The sequence below is a fragment of the Nostoc sp. NMS4 genome (genome assembly GCF_017115095.1).
Taxonomy (GTDB): Bacteria; Cyanobacteriota; Cyanobacteriia; order Cyanobacteriales; family Nostocaceae; genus Nostoc.
Map to the genome: position 1 here is coordinate 1 of NZ_JABXKI010000125.1, position 21733 is coordinate 21733.

Consider the following 21733-nt stretch of genomic DNA (forward strand, 5'->3'; position numbering starts at 1 on the left):
GCTACCCTAATCTTTTTCTGAAAATAGTCTTTCACAAGAAAATATCTTTTTCAATCCTCATACCCGATTTTTAGGCTAGTAACCAACGCATAAAGCCTTTACCAATTTTCCCCACTACAAAACTAAAAACTTTTTGTAATAGCGGCCCCAGTAGTGACAAAAACAAGAAAAATAAGAAATTAGTGGGAGTAAAAAGAAAAATACTAGAACTAACACAAGTTATTCCCCACGCCAGCCAATTTCGATATTGAGAACTCATATAAGTCCATTTAGGAAGTTGATTAACAAGCCAATAGCGAATAGTAGCAAATACAAAAGATGTTACTAGCCCAACAAGGATTGATAATGAGACTGCTAAATGTAATTTCCAAGTAAAAAAAGCAGCCGGAAACAGTGAAGCTAGCTCCCAAGCTAATAGATTCAATTTAGTCCGAAGAAAGCTTAGTATTTGTTCAATCAGCCAATAATGTACATAAACAATATTTAAACACTCAGGATTTTGGATAAAATCACTCCTGACTTTGTGAATTATGTCACCATAAAATAAGACATTACTTTGTAAAACAATATCTTGTTCTTTCCACAAATATGATGATGTATCATCTCTATAATAAAAATTAAAAGTAAGTCCGTACTGTAACGTTGATTTATTTCGTAACGATTTATTCCAAACTAATTTGACAAAACTTACTATAAAAGTGTCATCAAAAAATTTAAAAAGCTTAAAGTTTTTTTTACTACTTACTAATTTCTGGGATGGCACAGCATTATCACTAAAGCAGTTGTAATACAAAAGATAAGCTATTAATTTTGGCGGAATGTACAGAGAGCAGCCTATTTTCCGCGCTTCCTCAATTTGTTTTAAAACTGCCTTATTTAGATAAAAAGTGTAATATCCTGGCTCAACCTTAATTTCAAGTTCAATAGGAGTACCTTGAGGTATTTGCACAAAGAAAGAGAGTTGAACATCAGCGTCACAAACTGTTTGTATTTTATCAGCGTTCATTGTCTGGATAATTTTGCAATATTTTGTATAACACCAATCAGAAAATCTAGTGTTCCACGCCACTGTTTCTCCCCAGCAATTACCCCTTCATTATGTATTTTTAGGATTAAATCTCTATCTCCTTCAGGTAATTGAAATAGGTTTTTATGGTAACGGCTGATAATATCTCCATCTAACTGCATAACAGTTTGGGCATATATAACATCAATATCTACGCTGGTAATGTTATCACTATTAAGTGCAGCTTTAAGCTCAGACATTTTCCGCAATGTCCGAATAAATTTATCATTATTCAAAAGTTCTTCAATTTCTTGCCACCTTTGCCGCAAGTTTTTTGGATTATTATCTTCTTGATCTGCAACAGGAGTTGGAGCAGGTAATATTGGTCGAGCTAACTTTATATATACCTCATCAGTTGGAACAATATTTGCTTTATGTTCCACCTGATATTTAAGACGATCCTGATATTGTATTATCCTAGAATCTGTCTCACTACTCTCATTACCTTGTTCAAGGAGAATGTAAAAATATTCTCTTTCAAGTTGCGAAAATAGACTTGTATAGCGCTTGCGTAGTTCTTGAGCTTGAGTTTTTTCTGGTTCTGTTAAATTGTCTGGATTTGGAATTCCTTTGCTATCAAAGTAGTCTTTATCATTTATTGAATAAATCTCTTCATACGCTTGCCAAGCATTAAACTTTGCGCCAGTAATTTGCTCTACAACCATCGTATTTACTTCTAAAGCTGTAATATCATCAACTAATTCATGTACAGATGAGACTACTTTGTTTAGTAAATCTTTGGCTTGCTCTTGAATTTTGTTAGTCATAGTTATAATTTCCTTGATTTCTCTAAAGCAAATTAACCCACAGGTTTGGAAAAGTTCATATCCTGTAGGTATTTTAGGGTTACTATTAATAAATATTAACTACTGTGGACGAGATAGCGATTGTTGTGAAGTTTTACGAGATTTCATAATTTCGATCAGAAATCCATACAACTTATGCAAACTTTCTATATTTTTTTGCATAATTTCCCGACTTTCTTTGATTTGCGTTAAATGAAATTCACGAAGTTCTGTATATGGACCATTACCAACAAACTGACTACCAACTTCGTTATTTATATCACCATCAATTAAATTGATTATAGTGTACATTCGATTGCCTGTTTGAGCAATTTGCTGCCCTTGTGATTGTTGTAACTGAGTAGATGAGTCGGGAACCCAAGTAGTAATTTCTAGCTCTACAACTTCTACTATTGCTGTTTGAATAGCATCAATAACGTCATCAATATTAAATCCTTCTCCTTTAGCATTCAGCTTATTAACTTTTCTTTTAAATTCACTACTTGGTTTGCTAAAATGACTATTATTATCGATGTTTTCGATGGATTGACCATTAGTTTCTGTGTTTTCGTTAAAAGTATTATTCACCATGACGTTTTAGAGGTTACAGATTTAAATATAAACAAAATACAGTTCTAGGTTATGTCAAAATTTTGAAGGCTTTTACTTTTACTAAAAAAAAGTAACTAAAGTAAAAAGAACTTAATAATTGAATAAATTTTTCCTAAAAAAGTTCTAATTTCCTAGAGCCAAATTTACCTTAGAAAAAGAATAATACCATTTTAGATTTGATCGCCACTACGTTACACAGTAAATACGAATTTTAGGTATAAAAAAGTACTAGTATTGAATTTGTTTATTTTAGTCAACCTGTTTTTTATTTGGTTTAGCAAAGGGTAGACGCGCAAGGGGGGCTGACTTTTCTTATACCACTATGTATACAATAATATGACCATGATGGTAAAGACAAAGAAAATATGTTGTTATCTCGTCAAGCTTTTGCTACACCTTTTGTAATTTGTATGTGTATTTTAGGGGTTGGCTTGATTCAATTTCCCCAATTGCAAAAACTAATAAATAGAAAACAATCTACATCCTTAGAAATTCTAAAAAAAGAAATAAAATCTGAAAGTCTCCGTCTGAATTTTCTCAAAAAAACACCTAGTTTTGGTTATGATAACTTTATTGCAGATTTGGTATATCTCAATTTTCTCCAATATTTTGGAGATGATGAAGTTCGGGATAAAACAGGTTACAGTTTAAGTCCAGAATATTTTGAAGTTATTCTAGAACGCGATCCGCGATTTTTAGAAGCATATCGCAGTCTTTCGATCAGTACTTCATTGTATGCTGGTATGCCAGAACGTGCGATCGCACTATCAGAGAAAGGCTTAAAATCACTATCTCCCTCAGTTCCCGAAAAGTCTTATTATATCTGGCGTTATAAAGGAGTTGATGAGTTATTATTTTTAGGAAACGCTCAAGCTGCTCGACAGTCTTTTGCAACAGCAGCAAACTGGGCTAGTAAATTTTCCGATTCAGAAAGTCAGCTTATGGCTAATACTTCCCAAAGAACTGCTGAATTTCTGAGTCGAAATCCTAAAAGTAAATATGCTCAAATTTCTACATGGTCAATGGTTTTAAATAATCATGCTGATGAGAGAACTCAGAAACGCGCAATTAAGGAAATCGAAGCTTTGGGAGGAAAAATAGTTACAACTCCTGAAGGGACTAATAAAATTATATTTCCCCCTAAAGACTAAATTATTATTTATAACGGTTTGCTGTAAGTACAGTAGGGGATTGTATTAGCCCAATTAGGTTCAAATTTCTCATACATGATTATATCTCTTGCAAAATTAGCCCTCATCCCCCAACCCCTTCTCCCAATATTGGGAGAAGGGGAGCCAATTTCAAAGTCCCTCTCCCAAGATTGGGAGAGGGATTTAGGGTGAGGGCTTTTAATTCATGCAATAAGTCGATTGAGTAAGGTAATAGCGATGTCAATAAAATTGGCAGAATCTGACTTTCAAATATTACAATGTTTTCCTGCTATGTCGCAGTTGCGCCCTCATCTTGAGCAAGCTAACTTTGTAGAACAAGTTCGATGTCAAATGAAAGAAGGATATCAACTTGCATTCTTAGAAGTAGAAAAGCAAGCTGTAGCAGTTGCTGGATTTCGCATTTCTAATTGTTTAGCATCGGGAAAGTTTTTATATATTGGTGATTTAGTTGTTGATGAGTTTAAACGCTCACACAGCTATGGTCAACAGTTATTTCAGTGGCTAATTGAATATGCCAAAAATCATGAGTGTAAACACCTAAGTCTTGATTCTGGTGTTCAGCGATTTGCAGCCCACAGATTTTATCTCATGCAGCGTATGAGCATTACAAGTCATCATTTTTCAATGGAATTATAGTGACAAATAATATTTTTTGGTATGACGGTAAATTAGTTCACTCTCAAACTCTAGAATTAAATATTAACGATCCAGGTTTACTTTATGGGGCGACTGTTTTTACAACATTGCGGGTTTATCAAAACTCCCTAGATAGTAATTTAACTAATTGGCAAGCACATTGCGATCGCTTACTTTTTTCACTACAAACTTTTGGTTGGCAGCAACCCGATTGGAATCGTCTGCGTCAAGGTGCCGAAATTCTCTTCGCACACTTCCCCGTTCTCAGAATTACCCTTTTTTCCGATGGACGAGAGTGGATAACTGGCAGATTATTACCCCCAGATTTGACAGAGAAACAAAAGAATGGTATTTTATGCGCTGTTGCCAGTTCAGAATTTTATCGCTCTCTCCCCTCTCATAAAACTGGAAACTATTTGAGTGCTTGGTTGGCAAAAACTAGCTCAGATGCTCAAGAAGCAATATTAGTCGATGCTCAAGGAAATTGGCTAGAAACCAGTACAGGCAACCTTTGGGGCTGGTGCGATCGCAGTTGGTACACGCCGCCAATAAAGGCCGGAATTTTACCGGGAATTGTGCGATCGCAACTTGTAAACTGGTTGCAAAACCACCAGCAGCCAGTGCGAGAAGAAACTTGGAGCGTCGAGTTAGTCCAGAGATTTGAAGCGATCGCCTACACTAATAGTGTGGTAGAAATTATTCCCATTCATACCGTTCATCTGCCTTCAGGGTCGCTACAATGTAATCCCTACCATGATAGTTTTCAGCTAATAAGGGAGCTTTTTTTAGCATGACAACCACGCCAAATTTGTTATATCTTAAGATAAGTTAACATAATTCTTAATAATCACCTTTGTGATCAGAGACGCTAGGCGATCGCACGAAAAATACCGGAGGATAGACCTTAGTGAATAAGAGATGGAGAAATGCAGGGCTGTACGCGCTGCTGTTTATTGTCGTAATTGCGCTGGGAACAGCATTTTTTGACAAACAACCCCAAAGCAGAGAGACGTGGCGATACAGTCGCTTTATTCAAGAAGTTCAGCAAGGCAGAGTCGAAAAAGTCAGTTTGAGTGCAGATCGCTCCACAGCACTGGTTACACCCAAATATGACCCAGCGAAACGGATTGTTACCTTAGTCAACGATCCAGACTTGATTAATACTCTGACTTCTAAAGGCGTTGATATTTCTGTATTGCCCCAAACCGACGAAGGATTTTGGTTTAAGGCACTGAGCAGCTTATTTTTCCCTGTATTGCTTTTGGTTGGCTTATTCTTCTTACTACGTCGCGCTCAAAGTGGCCCAGGCAGCCAAGCGATGAACTTTGGCAAATCCAAAGCCAGAGTCCAAATGGAACCACAAACTCAGGTGACATTTGGCGATGTCGCTGGTATTGACCAAGCCAAGTTGGAATTAAACGAAGTTGTAGACTTCCTGAAAAACGCCGATCGCTTTACCGCCGTTGGTGCAAAAATTCCAAAAGGTGTACTGTTAGTTGGCCCTCCTGGTACAGGTAAAACCCTCTTAGCTCGGGCTGTAGCTGGTGAAGCAGGTGTACCCTTCTTCTCGATCTCCGGTTCAGAATTTGTCGAAATGTTCGTTGGTGTGGGTGCATCCCGCGTCCGCGATTTGTTTGAACAAGCTAAAACCAATGCTCCTTGTATCGTCTTCATCGATGAAATTGACGCTGTAGGTCGTCAACGCGGTGCAGGTTTAGGTGGTGGTAACGATGAGCGGGAACAAACCCTCAACCAGTTGCTCACCGAAATGGATGGTTTTGAAGGTAATACTGGCATCATCATTATTGCCGCTACCAACCGTCCTGATGTCCTAGATGCAGCCTTATTGCGTCCTGGTCGCTTTGACCGTCAAGTTGTGGTAGATCGTCCCGACTACGCCGGACGCAGCGAAATTCTCAAGGTACACGCCCGTGGCAAAACCTTGGCCAAAGATGTGGATTTGGATAAAATCGCTCGTCGTACCCCTGGATTTACTGGCGCTGATTTATCCAACTTGTTGAATGAAGCGGCAATTTTGGCAGCACGCCGGAATTTGACTGAAATTTCGATGGATGAAATCAACGACGCGATCGATCGCGTATTAGCCGGGCCAGAGAAGAAAGACCGGGTAATGAGTGAAAAGCGCAAAACCTTAGTAGCTTATCACGAAGCTGGTCACGCCTTAGTTGGTGCTTTGATGCCTGACTATGACCCAGTACAAAAAATTAGCATTATTCCTCGCGGTCGTGCAGGTGGTTTAACTTGGTTTACCCCCAGCGAAGACCGGATGGACACAGGTTTGTACAGCCGCGCTTATCTGGAAAATCAGATGGCTGTAGCTTTGGGTGGTCGGATTGCTGAAGAATTAATCTTTGGTGAAGAAGAAGTTACTACTGGTGCTTCTAATGATTTGCAACAAGTAGCACGGGTTGCGCGTCAGATGATTACCCGATTTGGGATGAGCGATCGCTTAGGCCCAGTCGCCCTTGGTCGCCAACAAGGTAATATGTTCCTCGGAAGAGATATCATGTCAGAGCGTGATTTTTCTGAAGAAACTGCCGCCGCCATTGATGAAGAAGTCCGCAAACTTGTAGATGTAGCCTATACACGCGCTAAAGAAGTGTTGGTGCGTAACCGCCACATTTTAGATGAGATAGCGCAAATGCTGGTTGATAAAGAAACAGTAGACGCTGAAGAGTTGCATGAAATTCTGTCAAATAACGATGTCACAACTGCTGCATTTGCCTAATTTAATGAGACGCGATTAATAGCGTCTGTACAAGAGTTAAGAACAATTCGTAACTTTTAAAGTTTGGGGTAATTCTGAGATTTTCTAGAATTACCCCAATTTTTTTTATTTCTTGTCAAAAGCCCGGCCATGAAGACCGGGCTTTTAATTGGGGTTATATTCCCCGCAGGTTCGTTATAGAGTTTCAGTATAAATCGCTAATCTGATAGAGACTACAACCTGAGCATCACCAATTCCAGAAAATTAGAAAAATTTTTGTCGAGATACCAAAATTAAATTACTAACGCCGGCAAAACCTGCCTAAATGCTGGTATAGAGGGTAAGAACTAGAAATCAAGGTAATTCGGAGATTTTACGAATTACCCTGATTGCAATCAATACAAAAGAATCTATCCATTCTGTGGCGCACCCCTTATGGCGATCAAATAGATAACTTTCTCAATCTTGATAAGACTAGCCTAAACAATGACTGGATACTAATCAGTTGGTTAACTTAAGTCTCTGGATGTCGGTTTCAAAAATAGCCACGCGACAAAGAATGTAGCCGCCGTAAATAGTTGCGTCAAATCCAAAGCAGATAGATAGCCATCTGCAAATGAAGCAATACTGCGATCGGTAATGCCAAATACCCAGGATGACAGGCCAAATAGCCAAATCCCATTCTTGAGATTTCCGACGAATTCTTTAGAGTCCGATCGTTTTTGATCTTTCATAATCTTCTGTTCCGTTGGTGAAGAATCTGGTGATTGGTGCTAAATACCTGTCATTAGGAATTTTTTCGGATTCCTGACGCTGAATTTACATTTACTATCTATTAACAATATTAATAAATATTTCACCTACTTGACATCCCTGCCCAAAAGTACATCTGCTAATGATGACATTCCTCTTTTGGTTCTGTTAGCTCCGATAGACGGCAATACGTTGAGTTCTCAGCTTTACAGCGTCAGGTTTGAATACTGAGATGACATGATTTTTAAATAACCATATAAATATTTATTTATGCTTTGCACAAGATACTTCATAGGATAGATGCGTTTCCAAAATATCTTCAATTGTGTAGAGACTTCGTAGGGTAGCACAGCTAGCTATCATTGGTGTCAAATTAAGCAAAAACTCCTTTAAAACCTCGTTTCCAGCCTCTGGCTGGAAATGCTAATCATTGCGGCTCCGCCGCGAGTTCGGGAGGCGGAGCCTCTAGGACGGCATTCCCAGTCGGAGACTGGGAACGAGACAATATCATCTGATCAACTGTGCGGCAGAATTAAAAAATTGACGACACAAGCCCTTTGTGACTAAAACTGTTGTCAACAAGTTAGCAAAAGCAACCATAAAGGTAATCAAAATTTCGTAGGATACTGCATCAAGAGGTTTGACACCAGCTAATAACTGTCCGGTGGTAATTCCTGGTATTGCGACCATACCTATGAGTATCATTTGATTGAGAGTAGGAATCAATGCGGCTTTGATCGCGTCTTTGCGATACTGGCTAACTGCTTGCTCTGGAGTTGCACCTAAGCTTAAATGGGTTTCTATTTCAAGATGGCTGGAATTAATGGTGCTGACAAGGCGATCGCCAGCGATCGCAGCTGCATTGGCAGCATTACCTAAGACTATCCCTGCTAGGGGAATTATATACTGTGGTTCGTACCATCTCTCTGGTTGAACGATTAAGAAGTTGATGTAAAACACTGTCACGGCGGTACTAATTAAAATTGCACCCCACACCAAAGGCAACACATAAGGAATTTTTTGGCTGATGCGATTTCGTGCGACAATCGCCGTAATTGTCAGCATTATTGCTAATAGCGCTAAAACTGCCCAAGCATTGTCTAAAGCCAAGATGAAATCTAAAATGTATCCCAATACAAGAAGTTGTAAGATGGTTCTCCCAGTAGCAAGGGCTAGGTTCAACTCTAATCCTAATTTTTCCCAGGCAGATAAACCAATGGCGATCGCCATCAATCCGACAGCAATAGCTAAATCTACAAAATCCAGCTTAATTAGATCCTGCATGGGTTTTCTATTTCCTGGTATTTTCTTCTCAAAGCCGACCCCACAAGAGGAACTTTGAGCGGATGTGTTTGATCTTGGTTGATATATATCACTTTCATCAATTCAAAATTCCAAATGGTACGACTTTAACATGGCAAATACCTAGTATGCCTACTATCTGTAAATTAAATGTGCGGTGATTTGCCGCACCACAATTTAAGTAAAAACCCTAATAGATGCGTATCTTGGGCGATAGTCTTTTAGTAGCTCCTCTTTGATTAACAATTCAATTAGCAAAAATTGACTGTCGAAGTGCATCCTTTGTATCTCCCGATAAAATGAGAACTCATGATCCAAAGTGTAAATCCCATCCCTGCCTTTGATATCAAGCAGCAATACACCACCATCGAAGCAGAAGTAAGTGCAGCGGTCTTAGAGGTTTTGGCTTCTGGCCGCTATATTGGCGGCCCCTTAGTCGAAGGCTTTGAACAACAGTTTGCCGCTTATAATACTGTTACTGAATGTGTGGCTTGTAATTCTGGTACTGATGCGCTCTACTTAGCGTTACGAGTCTTGGACGTTGGTGCAGGCGATGAAGTGATTACAACGCCTTTTACCTTTATTGCGACATCTGAAGTGATTAGCGCCGTCGGTGCAAAGCCTGTTTTCGTTGATATTGACGCGACTACGTTTAATTTAGATGTGGAGCAAGTCGCACAGGCGATTACACCCAACACTAAAGCGATTATCCCGGTTCACCTATTTGGACAACCCGTGGATATGACATCATTAATGGCGATCGCTCAGTCTCACAATTTGGCAATAATTGAAGATTGCGCTCAGTCTACAGGGGCAATTTGGGCTGATGAAAGAGTAGGAAGCATTGGACATATTGGTTGCTTTAGTTTCTACCCTACCAAAAATCTTGGTGGTTGCGGCGATGGTGGAGCAATAACGACTAACGATCCAGCGATCGCCACTAAACTACGAATACTACGAGATCATGGTAGTAAGATTCGATATTTACATGAAGAAATCGGTGTAAATAGCCGCTTAGATGCTCTCCAAGCAGCCATTTTGCAGATTAAGCTACGTTATTTAGATATTTGGAACGATCGCCGCCGAGATATTGCCAACTATTACTATCAGTTCCTTAGTCAAGTTCCGGGGATTGTCCCGCCCCAAGAATTACCTGGGGGTATTGGGGTATGGAATCAATACACTATTCGCATATCCGGCGAAGGGCGGAATGGTTCTAGCGCCAAATATCGAGATTGGGTGCGTAGTCAATTGCAAGAACAGGGCGTGAGTTCAATGATTTACTATCCTCACCCTTTACATTTACAGCCAGTTTATCAAAGTCTGGGCTATGAAATTGGAGACTTACCAATAGCAGAGCAAGCTTGCCATGAAGTTATATCCTTGCCTATGTTCCCAGAACTGACACACCAGCAGCAAGACCGGGTGATTTATGCGTTGAAGGATTGTTTGGGGTGAGGGGAGCGGAAGGGCAGGGGAGCAGAGGAGCAGAGGAAAATAATTAATACACTAATGCCCAATGCCCAATGCCCAATGCCCAATGCCCAATGCCTACTTTTTACTTCTGAGTCAGCACTCTTGAAGTCGCTAAGGCTTCTACTAAGCCACGCACGGCGGCAATCATGGCGATTTCGCTATTGAGTTGGTTGATGGCGGAACCAACACCAACACCAGCAGCACCAGCCGCGATCGCTAATGGTGCGGTAACGTTAGAAATGCCGGAAGCACACAATACTGGCACTGACACTACACGGGAAATTTCAAAAGCTGCTGCCAAGGTGGGGGCAGCTTTTTCAATTAATCCTAGAGTTCCGGGGTGAACTGGGTTACTGCTAGTACCGCCTTCGGTTTGGATAATATCTGCTCCAGCTTTCACCAGCTCTTCTGCTAGCTGTACTTGTCGATCTAGTTCCAGGATGTGGGGAACGGTGACAGATAGGGTAATTTCCGGGAAAAGAGCGCGAGTTTGCTTAGTCAGGGCTAGCACTTCTGGAGCCTCGAAGCGTCGTCCTTGAGCATAGAAGGAATCGAAATTACCAATTTCAATTAAATCAGCACCAGCTGCCACTGCTTGCACAAATTTATCTGGTTCTACTGCTGACACACAAATAGGTAAATTTGTCAAACTTCTAGCTAGTTGGACTAAAGCTGCATCGGCGGCGATATCGACAAAAGTAGCACCGCCTAATTCAGCAGCTTTGACAGTAGCAGCGACGCTAGCTGCGTCGAAGTTATTCAAACCGCTTATCACTTTTAGAACGCGGCGGTTAGTAAATGCACGTTGGAGTGTGGAATGCATCGTCATAGTTTGGCTTTTGAAGCTACGAAAATTAGGTATATTCTACCGCCCCTCAGTTGATGAGAGACTAAATCACTATGGTAGTTGCCAAATATTGATAATTTTATCGGCGTTGTCACTAATCAAAGTTTTGCCATCTACACTAAAAGCGATCGCATAAACTTCTAATTTCATCTATACTACGTCTGTAGGGTCTTTTACCACTATCCTAGTCAAACTCTAGAGGCCACAAATCTGCAATTGGCACTTCCCATCCTGGGAGCAGTTCGGGAACTGTTAAAATATCGCCATCATGAAGTATTATTGCTTCTTGTCCAAAGTTGTAAACTTCAACAATCCGCTCATCTGGATTGAGCAAAATTCCTACCTTAGTCCCCAAACTCAGAAATTCTTGGATTTTGGCTCTCAAGTCCTCTAAATTATCGCTAGGGGACTTCACCTCTACAGTCAAATCGGGAGCCAATTGAGCAAAGGACTTGGGACTGCGACGCAAGCGTTCGGCTAAAACAAATGAAGCGTCCGGTGCGCGCAAATCGGAATTAGGCAATCTGAAACCGGCGCTAGAAGCTGCTGTTCGTCCCAGCTTGCGCGGTTTAACCCAGTTACGTAATTGGGCTACCATTTCAGCTGCGACTTCATCTGATTCATATCCTGATGGACTCATAACAATAATATTACCTTTAACTAGTTCCATGCGAAAGTCAGGATGCTGTTGCTGCATTTGTTCCAAGTCTTCAAGGGTTAGGGACATAAAACCTCTAGTTATTACACGCCTTGTATTTATATTATGGAGACAACAGACCTCTCTAGGAGCGATCGCCCCATGAATTCCCCAGTCATCGCCAAACCTGTCACTCCCAAGACTTCCTATGTTGTGCTGTATAACGTCAGTTGGGATCAACTAGAAAAGCTAGATGTAGACCTGGAAGGTACAGGTGCGCGACTAACTTATTTAGATGGAATTTTAGAAATTATGTCCCCACTTTCCGATGACCATGAAGATGCTAAAAGTACTACAAGTCGTTTGTTAGAGGCATACCTGAGAGAAAAGAAAATTCGCTTCTACGTTAGAGGAAGTGCTACACTCGGCAAACGGAAAGATGGTACGCGACGAGAACCAGATGAGTCTTATAACTTTGGGGCTAAAAAACCGATTCCAGATTTGATTATTGAAATTACTGTCACCAGTGGCGGCATTAATAAGTTGGAAATATACAAACGTCTGAAAGTTCCAGAAGTCTGGTTTTGGGAAGATGGGCTACTTTCCGTCTATTGTTTGCGAGATGAGGAATATGAAAAAGTGTCCCAAAGTTCTTTTTTCCCAGATTTAGATATAAAATTGCTAGCCCAATATTCGCGCATGGCGGATCAGTATGATGCAGTTAATGAGTTTAGTCAGGTGATTCGAGAACATGGATGAAGGTAAAATCTAATATCATTGCTTATTTCTCAAAATACTCCATTGCTGTTTGTACTTTCTCAACTTGCTTGGGTGCTTGCATTTCGTTAAAGAGTGCATAGGCGTAGCCCGTCGCAGACATCGCGTTTACAAAACTTTCACTACTTTGAGCAATTTCACCCATTTTTTTATGAGTCAATGCCAACTGATAATAAGCCTCAGCTAAGTCTGATTTAGCACCAATTTTATCAAGAATTCCTATCGCTTCTGAATGATGAAAAATTGCCCTGGCAAATTCTCCCTGTTCTCGAAAAAGTTCAGCCAGACAACTTATAGCTTTAGCTTTAATTTGGGTAAAGTTGTTTTCTTCAGCATGAGATATAGCTTGTTGGCACAACTCAAAGGATTTTTTCAGATTACCCAAATTTTTATAAGTTATGCAGAGAGTTACTAAACTATGCCCGATTCCCCATAAAGTTACTCTAGTTGATGATGACATGGCAGCAAAGGCAACTTCAGCAAGCTGGAAAGCATCTTCTCTGCTACCAGAGCGTGATTTGATCAAAGCTAGACAGCATTGAGCATAAGTCATATAATCATCAAGGTTGCTATTCTGTTCAGCAAGGCTACAAACAGAATTGAAACAATCTTCGGCTGCTTGTATTTCCCATAATTCAAGTTTACAAAGCCCAGTATTAAACAAAATAGATATTTTTGTTTGCTTAACATCTAATTTACCTAATACTTCTTCTGATTTCTCATAGCATTCTATAGCTTCTCTAATGCACCCGATAATTCGATATGTATAGCCAAGAATATTGTAAAGTCTAATTAATCTTTCTTGCGATTTTATATCGTCTATTATCCGTTTAATGACAGAGAAGTTTTTCTGAAGCAGTCCCAATTGGTAAAACGAGCAACCCAAAGGTAAACCGATACTCCACTGTTTACCGCGTCCTTGCAAAATTACATCCCCAGCTTGTTCAAAATCACTAATTTCTACATAATGATAATAAGCTTCTAAAGCTGTTAAAGCATCTGTGATATTTTTGATGGCTGTAACTCGTTGCGTCCAACTTTCTGCGGCTTTTCGGTTTACTAATTCCCATTCTTCATTGACTAACCTTAATCTACTGATTGCTTCATCTCGAATTACCGGATGCAGCCAGTATTGTCCTTTTTTTGCTTCTATTAAAGACAAATCTTGCAGAGCTTTAATTACACCTCTACGTTTTGGTTCTGGTACATCCCAAAGCAAACATAAAACTCCCTCGATGGGTAATGAAGGAATATCTTGATAACGATAGCATCCTAAACGACACAGGAGGCGATAGGCTTCTAAGTCATTTTCTTGGAGACGGGTAAATTGACTGGCGACTAAATCTTTTAACTCTCTTTCTATTAATAAATCTGTACAGTTTTCTTGCCAATAGGCGTGGATGTCACCAGAAAAATCTGTTAATATTGCTCCTCGGATAATTTGCATTGCTTTGGCGTTACCTCCATAAGCTCTGCACATTTCACTGAGAATAGTACAATCACAATTGATGTGGCAATTGCTGAAAAACTTTCGCCATGCTTCATTATCTAAACCTCCGAGTGGATAAAGATAAATCTGTACACTAGATTCCCGCAAACGCTCACGACTTGTTACTAAGGTAACTGAATGCACATCCGAATCTGCTAATACTCTCAATAGCTCAACATAAGGGCGACGATATTCTAGGAACTTGCCATTTTTATCGAGAGCAGTTTCTAAATTATCGATAAATACGCCAATTTTAGAAGTTTGCTCTCGGAGTTTGCGCCGTAGTCGTTCTAAGCTGATACCAAAGTTACCTCCCGGTTCTTCGTTAAAGTCTCGCCGCAGCCATTCTTCAACTACACTCTCTACAGGAGTAAGGTTTTGGATTTCTGTAGCCATCCACAGTTCGAGTACAAAATTAAATTTTTGACTTTTAAAATATTTGCGTGCTAATCTGGTTTTGCCAACACCGCCTTCACCCTGGATGAGGATAACTTTTTCTCCCCGACTGACTAAGGTGTGGAGTTCGGCTATTTGGCGATCGCGCCCTACAAAGCTAGAATCTAAATCTTGGGGTTTAGCGTCATTGCCCTCTAAATTGGGAATATGGCTGGTTTTTGTCGGTTGTTGGGTTGTTCTAAATCCCTGAACCACACCTTGGAAGGTAGATTTTGATACTTTCACTCCCAGCACTTTTGATAGTAAATGCCAAAGTTCCGCGCCAACTGATTTTAAATGCGCTTCTGTATAACCAAGTCTGTTGGCAATATCTTGATAAGTCCGCCTTTCATCCTCCCACAAATGACGCAAGATAATCCTTTGAGTTTTATCTAAGTGTTCTCCCGTCTTGAGAAAAACCAAGTTATTTACAAACTCTAAGGCTTCTTCTGTACCCATTTGTTAACTTGATGTATCATTTGTAATTCATTATAACCATATTTTTACTACTTCTTCCTACCCACCATACTACAAAATACTTTTTCCTACTCGGTAGGAAACTTACTTTATCCGACTGCAAAGCGTTTGGGGTTGTATTACTCTTGTAAGTAATACAGGCAAAGTTAAGTTAAGCGCCAAAAAAAGGTGGTTGAGGAGAGATTTAGAAAGCGCTACTACTGCAAGCTTAGTAAATCACGGCTGTTACAGTGCCATATTAATTACTCATGAAAGTGGTGTCTACTAAACAGGCAGTGGGTATTAACTAACTAGATTCTGTAGAGCGTATTTACAACTAAGTATGTAAGTCTTTACTTTACAGGAGGTTCAATGATGTTAGACAAAGATTGTCATCATGATTGCAATCAAAATCAGTGCCCTTTTGCCCAAGATACACGTAATCCCAATAGATATGTCTGTCTCAAATGTGGTGTGGAGCGAGAAATCAATAAGTATTCCTCTGGTTTTGGCTCGTTTTTGCTTCTGTTGTTGGGCTTGTTTATTTCATTCCAACTATTAGTTAGTTATGAAAAGCAAAACAATCTGCAAAAATCGCAACAGTCTTTAGATAATTCAACCAACAAGGCAATTATCCAATCATAAACCTAATACTTTTGATTCCCCACAGCCCAATTTTTTAAGGATGATTGGGGTAATCAAAAAGAATATTCACTGCTCAAAATTCAGCTACTTTCGTGAGTAAAATTATGGACACAAATCAGGATACGCTTTTATTTCGCTTTGCCTCTAAATCCTTGAAATATTTTTTGTTGGTGCTATTTGGCATTGCGATCGCTTACGTTTTATCTAGTGGTTTGGGTATCTTACAAATCATACCCATACTGCTGTACCTTTTACAACAGTTTTTGCTTCCACTAGGAACTATCCTGTTGTGTTTAATGACAATAGCAGTCATTTTTGAATCCCTGCGTTAAAAATTGGGGGAGTTAGGAGTTAGGAGTTAGGAGTTTTGTTTATCTCCTTGTCCCCTCATCCCCCTCACTTTCCCCTGGCATCTAAAAACTTCAACTGGTGGTATAAACAGCTAATCTGCACTAAATCCACACCCTTTACTTGGGCTTTCCGCAATGGGTTGCCGAAAATTGCTTCTATCTCCAAGGGACGATGTTCGTCGTAGTCAATTTTCATGCTGGGGCGGTAAGGTGTCATTTTGATAGTATAATCGAGCATTGTTTGAATGAAGCGATCGCTAATAATCCGCCCGTAACTTTTCGCCCCTGCCGCTACTTCATACATCAACTGTTCAACTAACTTGCGCGTGTACTCATAGGCCATTAATTCATCTGTTCTAGCGTTGAGAATCACAGAAAGCCCATTGTACGGGATATTCCACACCAACTTTTTCCAACGTGCTAGTAGTAAATCTTCGGCTAATTCAATTGCGATACCAGCGCTTTCAAAGTCATCAGCAATTTGCTGCATCCTCTCAGTTATACCAGTAGGCTGATAATTAGGGGTATATTCACTGAAGACAATTTGCCCATAGTCTAGGTGGTGTATATGCCCTGCACCCACTTTGTTAGAACATAAAAAGCACAATCCACCGATAACAGTTACATTACCAACAATTTCAGCAACTTCCTCTTCTACACCAAGTCCATTCTGTAATACCAACACCACCCCATTATTTTTAACTACAGGTGGCAACATCTTTGGTAATAAATGGTTTTGCGTCGTCTTCAGTGCCACCACTACCACATCGCATTGTGGCATCTTTTCTACGTCGTTGTAGGCGTGGACTTCAGGAAGGGTAAAGTCACCGTCTTTGGATTTTACCACTAAACCAGCTTTTTTTACCTGTTCGTAATCACTCTTGAGCAAAAAGTGGACATCCAACCCAGCTTTTTGCAATCTAGCGCCATAGAATCCACCTAATGCTCCAGTTCCCAGAATGGCATACGTGCGATCGGACATTTCTTTTATAAGGGAATTTTCCTAGAAATATCATAAGGCGATGTTTGACAGGATTACGCCTCTAGGTGTAGTTTATTCACCGCCTGATTTTAAATTTATTTTGTTTCATAAAACTTAAAATAGGTTTATTATCCTTTAAAATTTTTTGCAGAGATTTAGGTAAGATATATGGCTGATATTGTTGATATTGCAGTTACGGCTGAGTCGTTTAAAACACTGGTGGCGGCTGTACAAGCTGCTGGTTTGGTAGAAACATTAAAAAGTCCTGGCCCTTTCACTGTCTTTGCACCAAATGACGATGCTTTTGCCAAGTTACCAGAGGGAACTATCCAAACTCTGTTACAAAATATTCCCCAGCTAACGCGGATTTTAAAGTATCATGTCGTTCCAGGAAAGCTGCTACAGGCTGATTTGGCACAACTCGGTACGGTTAATTCTGTGGAAGGTTCACCGATTAAAATTGATTCTTCTGATGGTTTTGAAGTTAAAAATGCCACAGTTTTAGCAGCAGATATCGAAGCTGATAATGGTGTGGTACACGTTATCGATACGGTAATTTTACCGGGTTAATTTAGCTAGGGTGGGTGTTTTCCACCCTACTTATCTAAAATCTTTATAATTAACTAACTATTGGTAGTATCAAAAGGAAACTCAATAGTTTAAATTATGTTATATTTGCAATGTGATTACTCACTCATACCTTAATATATATTTCGTTATTTTAAATACAATAAACCAAATTATTAAAAAGTTAACATCTATCCCAAGAAAATTAATGCTCGATTTTAACACCTTAGCTGAGTTCTCTCGTGGCAACTGCATAAGTATTTGTGCATTTCTCGTACCAGCGAACTTGCTTGTCACAATTTTAACGATGAGCCTGGTAGCTTTACGCCGCCCATCGCATCAAGTATGGCAATCTGCTGGAATCGCTAGCTTTTTCGCTTCTGTAATGATCCTGCACGTATATACTTGGTTCCAGATTGGCGTGGTGATGGCTCCTACTTATATCTTGCTATGGCTAGCAATCACCTGTTTAGTGACTAATTTGGCAGCAATTCTTTTTCAAAGACGCTACAGTAATAGTCCTAGTCTTTCCAACTGAAGTCTATAGGTGATATTTTAGACCTCTCCATTCATGCTCAAGGATGGCATATAGCCAAGAGTCTCGCCATTCTCCCTTAATCCGATGGTGTTCTCGTAAATATCCTTCCTGCTGCATTCCGATTTTTTGCAAAACTCTTGCTGAGGCAATGTTTTCTGGGTGACAAGTAGCAAAGATGCGATGTAAGTCTAACTCCTGAAAACCAAATGATACAACTGCATTTACAGCTTCAGTTGCATATCCTTGTCCCCAAAATTCCTTAGTAAAAGAGTATCCAATAGAGCCTATTTTGTTGTCAGTATCCTGAACCGATATACGACAGATACCAATTAATTGCTTTTGGGGTTTTAAAGTTACTGCCAAAGCAAAATGCTGACGGGGTTCTTTACTTTGCAATGAAATCTCTCTTTGCAAAAAGTTTTTGGTATCTTCTTCGCTATTTGGGCCAAAGGTTAAATAACGCACAACTTTAGGATCGCTAGCATATTGATGAACCGCTAGCCAATCTGATTTTACAAAGTCTCGCAATATGAGACGTTGGGTTTCTAGTGGTAGATTCATTTGGGAAATTCTGCACGTAGCTGACTGACTACCCGATCTAGTCCTACAGAATGGGCGGCTTTGAATAATAAACGATCGCCTGTTTGCACAAACGTCTTCAACCTAGCCACTAACTCGGCATGAGTTGCAAAACACTCCGATGGCACACCTTCGGCACTAAGAGCGATCGCTTCGGCATCTTGTCCATCTACCAAAACTAACAAACCGTCTAAATTCAACTTTCGCACAGTTTCTCCCACTCGCTGGTGCAACTGCTGCGATCGCTCTCCCAATTCTTTCATTGCACCCAATACCGCAATCTTCCGCTTTCCGGGTGTATCTGCCAATAACTGCAATGCTGCAATCATAGCTTCTGGTGCAGCATTATAAGTTTCATCTAAGATTACCACATCATTGGGTAAGTTAAATCGCTGCGATCGTCCTGTCGGCATATCTACGATTACACCTGCTTTGAAGCTTGCCCAATCAATCCCTAAAACCTTTGCCACCGCTAAAGCTGCCAAGAAATTAATGGCATTATGACGACCAGGTAAAGGTAGAGGTAGTTTGATTCCGGCAACTTCCACCTGGTCGTTATCAATTAACTGCCCTTGAATATCCCCACCAGAAAAGCCGTAAGTTAGAACTTCTCCGTGCCAAACTTTCGCTGCTGTGGCCATTAATAAAGGATTATCGTGGTTGAGAATTGCCACACCATCAGCAGACATTTCGGCTAATAACTCACATTTTGCCTCAGCGATCGCTTCTTCGGAACCCAGTAACTCAATATGTGCCGTCCCCACATTGGTAATCACTCCAATTGTTGGACGTGCTATTTGCGTCAGTTCGGCAATTTGTCCTCTACCCCGCATTGCCATTTCAATCACGGCATAATCATTTTCTGCGCCAAGTTCTAGGAGAGTTTTCGGGACACCAATTTCGTTGTTGTAATTTCCATAAGTTTTGTGAACTCGTCCCTTTGTTCCTAAAACTGCGGCGATCAATTCTTTGGTTGTAGTTTTACCCACCGAACCAGTTACACCAATTACAGGAATGTTAAAGCGATCGCGCCACCATCTACCAAGTTTTTGATATGCCTTGAGGGTGTCTTTTACCTGTAGTACAGGAAATCCCGGATTTTCGTATTCAAAATCTACGATCGCAGCTATTGCACCCTTTGCGATCGCAGTTGGCACAAATTCATGTCCATCAAACTTATCGCCTCGGAAAGCGACAAATACTTCACCCGGCTTCAAGGTACGGCTATCTGTTTGGATACCGCTAGTTACTTGTGTTAAAGCAGTTTCAGATAAGTTTACAGAATCAGCCAAAATAACTTCAACCAGTTGGGTTAGGGAGGCAGAACAACGCATAAAGAATTTACAATTTAAAGTTCAAAATCATAAAATCGAATTATGACATAATAATTGTTTAGATGAGATAATTTATACGCTCAATCTAGAGAGTTTGCAATGCAACATCTCTAAACGATTAGTAAAAAATAGTGGCAAAGAAGCTTAACTTCCCTGCCACACTTTGTTTATAAGCTACTTATACAATTTAATCAGCTAAAAACAATGGGCTTAACAAGTTATGTTGTATTACCCTAAGCGTGATTTTTAATCAAGATTACTTGTATAATTTGTATTGCTATCTCATGAGAAACCCCTAAAGCTTGATATAAATCTTTTAAGAAGTTTTTTTCTTCTTCAGGTATAATACCTTCAGCTAGGACTAAATCGGTGGCTACCGCAAAGGCTGCTTCCCGTAAGTCTTGAGATAGAGAATCTTTGGCTGCATTAAACAAAGCATTAAAGCCATCGCCCTGAAGAATGCCCAAGATTTTTTCAAACAGTCTGTTCATCATTTCATTGGGATAACTTTTAAAAAGTTTCAGCCGAGACAGCACAGAAATGATAGAATTTGCTTGCTCAAGAGAAAGATAGCCGTCTGAAGCCGTTGCCGTCAATATAATGACAGCAAAAGCTTCGGCTGGATTGAGTGCTGCTTGGGTTTGGCTTTCTGTACCCAATACAGCGTCGAATAGACCCATTGTAGTAGCTCCTTGGTTAGAGTCCCAATAGCCTTACTGTTACCTGTATATTTGGTAGATTTCCAGGTAAGACTATAACGCTATAAGACTTTCATACATTAGTGTTCCCAGGATTTATTCACGGCGAACACTTATGCCCAATGGTTTTTGGCAGGAACTACGTTGCCATCTATAAACTTAGCGTTCTCCTGTCTTTTCTATTGTCTCAATGACCGCCAAACCTATACCAGAAGCTGCAATTAACAGTACTACTGATATCAAATAGGCATTGGTCAACATTCTTAGAGCTTCATCGAAAAAAATATAGGTGGTCATTGCTTCACCTTTTGAACTTTGTGCTGCTTGTGCTTTTTATTTCTCCACACCCCGATAGGTGAATTTCGCTGAGAAACTGCTAGCAATTGCATCTTAACAAAACTTTAGCTCTTTCATAACCCCGCTGAAAATTTTTCTTTCTGAAGATTGTATGAAGTTTTGAAAAAAGGCGTTGGGAGTTAGGAGTTAGGAGTTAGGAGTAGAGACGCGAAAAATCTTTGTCTGTACAAGAGTTAGGAGTTTTGTTTATCTCCTTGTCTCCCTCATCTCCCTCATCTCCCTCACTCAGCACTCCTAAAGGGCATTGGGCTGAATGGCACTAAGTTAAGATACAGCCCTTGCCCTGACTGGTTCCCAGCCTGGAGGCTGGGAACCCATTCTGGGAGGCTCCGCCTCCTCTTTCTTGACTAGAGGCGGAGCCTCTCGGAATACGTTCCCAGCCTGGAGGCTGGGAACGAGGCTACACAGGCTTTTGGGCTTTTCTTAGTGCCATTCGGCATTGGGCTGCTGTCTGGGACATTAGGGAACCTGGCGATCGCTCTTGATCAGGTAGATCGGGAAACTCTTTTTAG

Annotated in this window: 23 protein-coding genes; 10 read left to right on the top strand and 13 right to left on the bottom strand. The window is 40.2% G+C overall.

Annotated elements, in window-relative coordinates:
• Nucleotides 1–70 precede the first annotated feature (70 nt).
• The 3 genes from HWQ37_RS09835 to HWQ37_RS09845 form a co-directional block, all read right to left on the bottom strand.
• Nucleotides 71–1006, bottom strand: a complete 936-nt coding sequence (locus HWQ37_RS09835) for a hypothetical protein (RefSeq protein ID WP_292746313.1) — start codon at nt 1004–1006, stop codon at nt 71–73.
• Complete coding sequence (locus HWQ37_RS09840) at nt 1003–1833, bottom strand: hypothetical protein (RefSeq protein WP_292746316.1); 831 nt, start codon at nt 1831–1833, stop codon at nt 1003–1005. Before HWQ37_RS09840 ends, HWQ37_RS09835 begins: the two co-directional genes overlap by 4 nt.
• A gap of 99 nt (nt 1834–1932) precedes the next feature.
• Nucleotides 1933–2442, bottom strand: a complete 510-nt coding sequence (locus tag HWQ37_RS09845) for a hypothetical protein (RefSeq protein WP_292746319.1) — start codon at nt 2440–2442, stop codon at nt 1933–1935.
• Nucleotides 2443–2828: 386 nt separating this feature from the next.
• On the opposite strand from HWQ37_RS09845, the gene HWQ37_RS09850 reads away from it, so the two are divergent.
• From HWQ37_RS09850 to ftsH3, 4 genes are all read left to right on the top strand, one after another.
• Nucleotides 2829–3614, top strand: coding sequence for a hypothetical protein (locus HWQ37_RS09850; protein WP_292746322.1), 786 nt, complete (start codon nt 2829–2831; stop codon nt 3612–3614).
• 237 nt (nt 3615–3851) lie between these two features.
• Nucleotides 3852–4271 (top strand): GNAT family N-acetyltransferase, encoded by a 420-nt coding sequence (locus tag HWQ37_RS09855; protein WP_292746325.1) that lies wholly within the window; start codon nt 3852–3854, stop codon nt 4269–4271.
• Complete coding sequence (locus HWQ37_RS09860; protein WP_292746327.1) at nt 4271–5065, top strand: aminotransferase class IV; 795 nt, start codon at nt 4271–4273, stop codon at nt 5063–5065. Before HWQ37_RS09855 ends, HWQ37_RS09860 begins: the two co-directional genes overlap by 1 nt.
• Nucleotides 5066–5178: 113 nt before the next feature.
• Nucleotides 5179–7020: an ATP-dependent zinc metalloprotease FtsH3 gene (gene ftsH3, locus HWQ37_RS09865; protein ID WP_292746330.1), complete on the top strand. Its 1842-nt coding sequence runs from the start codon at nt 5179–5181 to the stop codon at nt 7018–7020.
• Between the two features lie 488 nt (nt 7021–7508).
• On the opposite strand, the gene HWQ37_RS09870 is transcribed toward ftsH3, so the two are convergent.
• Nucleotides 7509–7733 carry a hypothetical protein gene (locus tag HWQ37_RS09870; protein ID WP_292746333.1) on the bottom strand — a complete coding sequence of 75 codons (225 nt, stop codon included), beginning with the start codon at nt 7731–7733 and terminating at the stop codon, nt 7509–7511.
• A gap of 526 nt (nt 7734–8259) precedes the next feature.
• Nucleotides 8260–9036, bottom strand: a complete 777-nt coding sequence (locus tag HWQ37_RS09875; protein WP_292746335.1) for an ABC transporter permease — start codon at nt 9034–9036, stop codon at nt 8260–8262.
• Nucleotides 9037–9363: 327 nt separating this feature from the next.
• On the opposite strand from HWQ37_RS09875, the gene HWQ37_RS09880 reads away from it, so the two are divergent.
• Nucleotides 9364–10512, top strand: a complete 1149-nt coding sequence (locus tag HWQ37_RS09880) for a DegT/DnrJ/EryC1/StrS family aminotransferase (RefSeq protein WP_292746338.1) — start codon at nt 9364–9366, stop codon at nt 10510–10512.
• Between the two features lie 100 nt (nt 10513–10612).
• Here HWQ37_RS09880 and HWQ37_RS09885 read toward each other — a convergent pair whose 3' ends face one another.
• Together HWQ37_RS09885 and HWQ37_RS09890 are read right to left on the bottom strand one after the other, a co-directional pair.
• Nucleotides 10613–11359 (bottom strand): DUF561 domain-containing protein, encoded by a 747-nt coding sequence (locus HWQ37_RS09885; protein ID WP_292746341.1) that lies wholly within the window; start codon nt 11357–11359, stop codon nt 10613–10615.
• 202 nt (nt 11360–11561) lie between these two features.
• On the bottom strand, nt 11562–12104 hold the full coding sequence (locus tag HWQ37_RS09890; RefSeq protein WP_292746344.1) for a Uma2 family endonuclease: 543 nt from the start codon (nt 12102–12104) through the stop codon (nt 11562–11564).
• Between the two features lie 36 nt (nt 12105–12140).
• Here HWQ37_RS09890 and HWQ37_RS09895 point away from each other — a divergent pair, with 36 nt between their 5' ends.
• On the top strand, nt 12141–12773 hold the full coding sequence (locus HWQ37_RS09895) for a Uma2 family endonuclease (RefSeq protein WP_292746346.1): 633 nt from the start codon (nt 12141–12143) through the stop codon (nt 12771–12773).
• A gap of 22 nt (nt 12774–12795) precedes the next feature.
• On the opposite strand, the gene HWQ37_RS09900 is transcribed toward HWQ37_RS09895, so the two are convergent.
• Entirely contained in the window at nt 12796–15174 is a 2379-nt protein-coding gene (locus HWQ37_RS09900) for an AAA family ATPase (protein WP_292746349.1), read from the bottom strand.
• Nucleotides 15175–15546: 372 nt separating this feature from the next.
• On the opposite strand from HWQ37_RS09900, the gene HWQ37_RS09905 reads away from it, so the two are divergent.
• Both HWQ37_RS09905 and HWQ37_RS09910 read left to right on the top strand, forming a co-directional pair.
• Nucleotides 15547–15816: a hypothetical protein gene (locus tag HWQ37_RS09905; protein ID WP_292746352.1), complete on the top strand. Its 270-nt coding sequence runs from the start codon at nt 15547–15549 to the stop codon at nt 15814–15816.
• 104 nt (nt 15817–15920) lie between these two features.
• Nucleotides 15921–16148: a hypothetical protein gene (locus HWQ37_RS09910; protein WP_292746354.1), complete on the top strand. Its 228-nt coding sequence runs from the start codon at nt 15921–15923 to the stop codon at nt 16146–16148.
• A 64-nt stretch (nt 16149–16212) separates the two neighbouring features.
• On the opposite strand, the gene HWQ37_RS09915 is transcribed toward HWQ37_RS09910, so the two are convergent.
• Nucleotides 16213–17148: a putative 2-dehydropantoate 2-reductase gene (locus HWQ37_RS09915; protein ID WP_292746356.1), complete on the bottom strand. Its 936-nt coding sequence runs from the start codon at nt 17146–17148 to the stop codon at nt 16213–16215.
• 168 nt (nt 17149–17316) lie between these two features.
• Here HWQ37_RS09915 and HWQ37_RS09920 point away from each other — a divergent pair, with 168 nt between their 5' ends.
• Nucleotides 17317–17718 carry a fasciclin domain-containing protein gene (locus HWQ37_RS09920; RefSeq protein WP_292746359.1) on the top strand — a complete coding sequence of 134 codons (402 nt, stop codon included), beginning with the start codon at nt 17317–17319 and terminating at the stop codon, nt 17716–17718.
• A 205-nt stretch (nt 17719–17923) separates the two neighbouring features.
• On the top strand, nt 17924–18253 hold the full coding sequence (locus HWQ37_RS09925; RefSeq protein WP_292746362.1) for a hypothetical protein: 330 nt from the start codon (nt 17924–17926) through the stop codon (nt 18251–18253).
• A gap of 3 nt (nt 18254–18256) precedes the next feature.
• Here the strand turns inward: HWQ37_RS09925 and HWQ37_RS09930 are convergent, their stop codons facing one another.
• The 4 genes from HWQ37_RS09930 to HWQ37_RS09945 all read right to left on the bottom strand — a co-directional run bounded on the left by HWQ37_RS09930 (nt 18257) and on the right by HWQ37_RS09945 (nt 21161).
• A complete protein-coding gene (locus HWQ37_RS09930) occupies nt 18257–18814 on the bottom strand; it encodes a GNAT family N-acetyltransferase (protein ID WP_292746365.1) in 558 nt (185 codons plus the stop codon).
• Nucleotides 18811–20166: a UDP-N-acetylmuramoyl-tripeptide--D-alanyl-D-alanine ligase gene (locus tag HWQ37_RS09935; protein ID WP_292746368.1), complete on the bottom strand. Its 1356-nt coding sequence runs from the start codon at nt 20164–20166 to the stop codon at nt 18811–18813. The genes HWQ37_RS09930 and HWQ37_RS09935 overlap by 4 nt, the downstream gene beginning before the upstream one ends.
• Nucleotides 20167–20399: 233 nt before the next feature.
• A complete protein-coding gene (locus tag HWQ37_RS09940; protein WP_292746371.1) occupies nt 20400–20846 on the bottom strand; it encodes a tellurite resistance TerB family protein in 447 nt (148 codons plus the stop codon).
• A gap of 177 nt (nt 20847–21023) precedes the next feature.
• Nucleotides 21024–21161: a hypothetical protein gene (locus tag HWQ37_RS09945; RefSeq protein ID WP_292746374.1), complete on the bottom strand. Its 138-nt coding sequence runs from the start codon at nt 21159–21161 to the stop codon at nt 21024–21026.
• Between the last annotated feature and the right edge of the window lie 572 nt (nt 21162–21733).

What these genes read in the sequence shown, in the direction of transcription:
- HWQ37_RS09835 (WP_292746313.1), bottom strand. Translation starts at nt 1,006, where the DNA reads ATGAACGCTGATAAAATACAAACAGTTTGTGACGCTGATGTTCAACTC.
- HWQ37_RS09840 (WP_292746316.1), bottom strand. Translation starts at nt 1,833, where the DNA reads ATGACTAACAAAATTCAAGAGCAAGCCAAAGATTTACTAAACAAAGTA.
- HWQ37_RS09845 (WP_292746319.1), bottom strand. Translation starts at nt 2,442, where the DNA reads ATGGTGAATAATACTTTTAACGAAAACACAGAAACTAATGGTCAATCC.
- HWQ37_RS09850 (WP_292746322.1), top strand. Translation starts at nt 2,829, where the DNA reads ATGTTGTTATCTCGTCAAGCTTTTGCTACACCTTTTGTAATTTGTATG.
- HWQ37_RS09855 (WP_292746325.1), top strand. Translation starts at nt 3,852, where the DNA reads ATGTCAATAAAATTGGCAGAATCTGACTTTCAAATATTACAATGTTTT.
- HWQ37_RS09870 (WP_292746333.1), bottom strand. Translation starts at nt 7,733, where the DNA reads ATGAAAGATCAAAAACGATCGGACTCTAAAGAATTCGTCGGAAATCTC.
- HWQ37_RS09875 (WP_292746335.1), bottom strand. Translation starts at nt 9,036, where the DNA reads ATGCAGGATCTAATTAAGCTGGATTTTGTAGATTTAGCTATTGCTGTC.
- HWQ37_RS09880 (WP_292746338.1), top strand. Translation starts at nt 9,364, where the DNA reads ATGATCCAAAGTGTAAATCCCATCCCTGCCTTTGATATCAAGCAGCAA.
- HWQ37_RS09885 (WP_292746341.1), bottom strand. Translation starts at nt 11,359, where the DNA reads ATGACGATGCATTCCACACTCCAACGTGCATTTACTAACCGCCGCGTT.
- HWQ37_RS09890 (WP_292746344.1), bottom strand. Translation starts at nt 12,104, where the DNA reads ATGTCCCTAACCCTTGAAGACTTGGAACAAATGCAGCAACAGCATCCT.
- HWQ37_RS09895 (WP_292746346.1), top strand. Translation starts at nt 12,141, where the DNA reads ATGGAGACAACAGACCTCTCTAGGAGCGATCGCCCCATGAATTCCCCA.
- HWQ37_RS09900 (WP_292746349.1), bottom strand. Translation starts at nt 15,174, where the DNA reads ATGGGTACAGAAGAAGCCTTAGAGTTTGTAAATAACTTGGTTTTTCTC.
- HWQ37_RS09905 (WP_292746352.1), top strand. Translation starts at nt 15,547, where the DNA reads ATGTTAGACAAAGATTGTCATCATGATTGCAATCAAAATCAGTGCCCT.
- HWQ37_RS09910 (WP_292746354.1), top strand. Translation starts at nt 15,921, where the DNA reads ATGGACACAAATCAGGATACGCTTTTATTTCGCTTTGCCTCTAAATCC.
- HWQ37_RS09915 (WP_292746356.1), bottom strand. Translation starts at nt 17,148, where the DNA reads ATGTCCGATCGCACGTATGCCATTCTGGGAACTGGAGCATTAGGTGGA.
- HWQ37_RS09920 (WP_292746359.1), top strand. Translation starts at nt 17,317, where the DNA reads ATGGCTGATATTGTTGATATTGCAGTTACGGCTGAGTCGTTTAAAACA.
- HWQ37_RS09925 (WP_292746362.1), top strand. Translation starts at nt 17,924, where the DNA reads ATGCTCGATTTTAACACCTTAGCTGAGTTCTCTCGTGGCAACTGCATA.
- HWQ37_RS09930 (WP_292746365.1), bottom strand. Translation starts at nt 18,814, where the DNA reads ATGAATCTACCACTAGAAACCCAACGTCTCATATTGCGAGACTTTGTA.
- HWQ37_RS09935 (WP_292746368.1), bottom strand. Translation starts at nt 20,166, where the DNA reads ATGCGTTGTTCTGCCTCCCTAACCCAACTGGTTGAAGTTATTTTGGCT.
- HWQ37_RS09940 (WP_292746371.1), bottom strand. Translation starts at nt 20,846, where the DNA reads ATGGGTCTATTCGACGCTGTATTGGGTACAGAAAGCCAAACCCAAGCA.
- HWQ37_RS09945 (WP_292746374.1), bottom strand. Translation starts at nt 21,161, where the DNA reads ATGACCACCTATATTTTTTTCGATGAAGCTCTAAGAATGTTGACCAAT.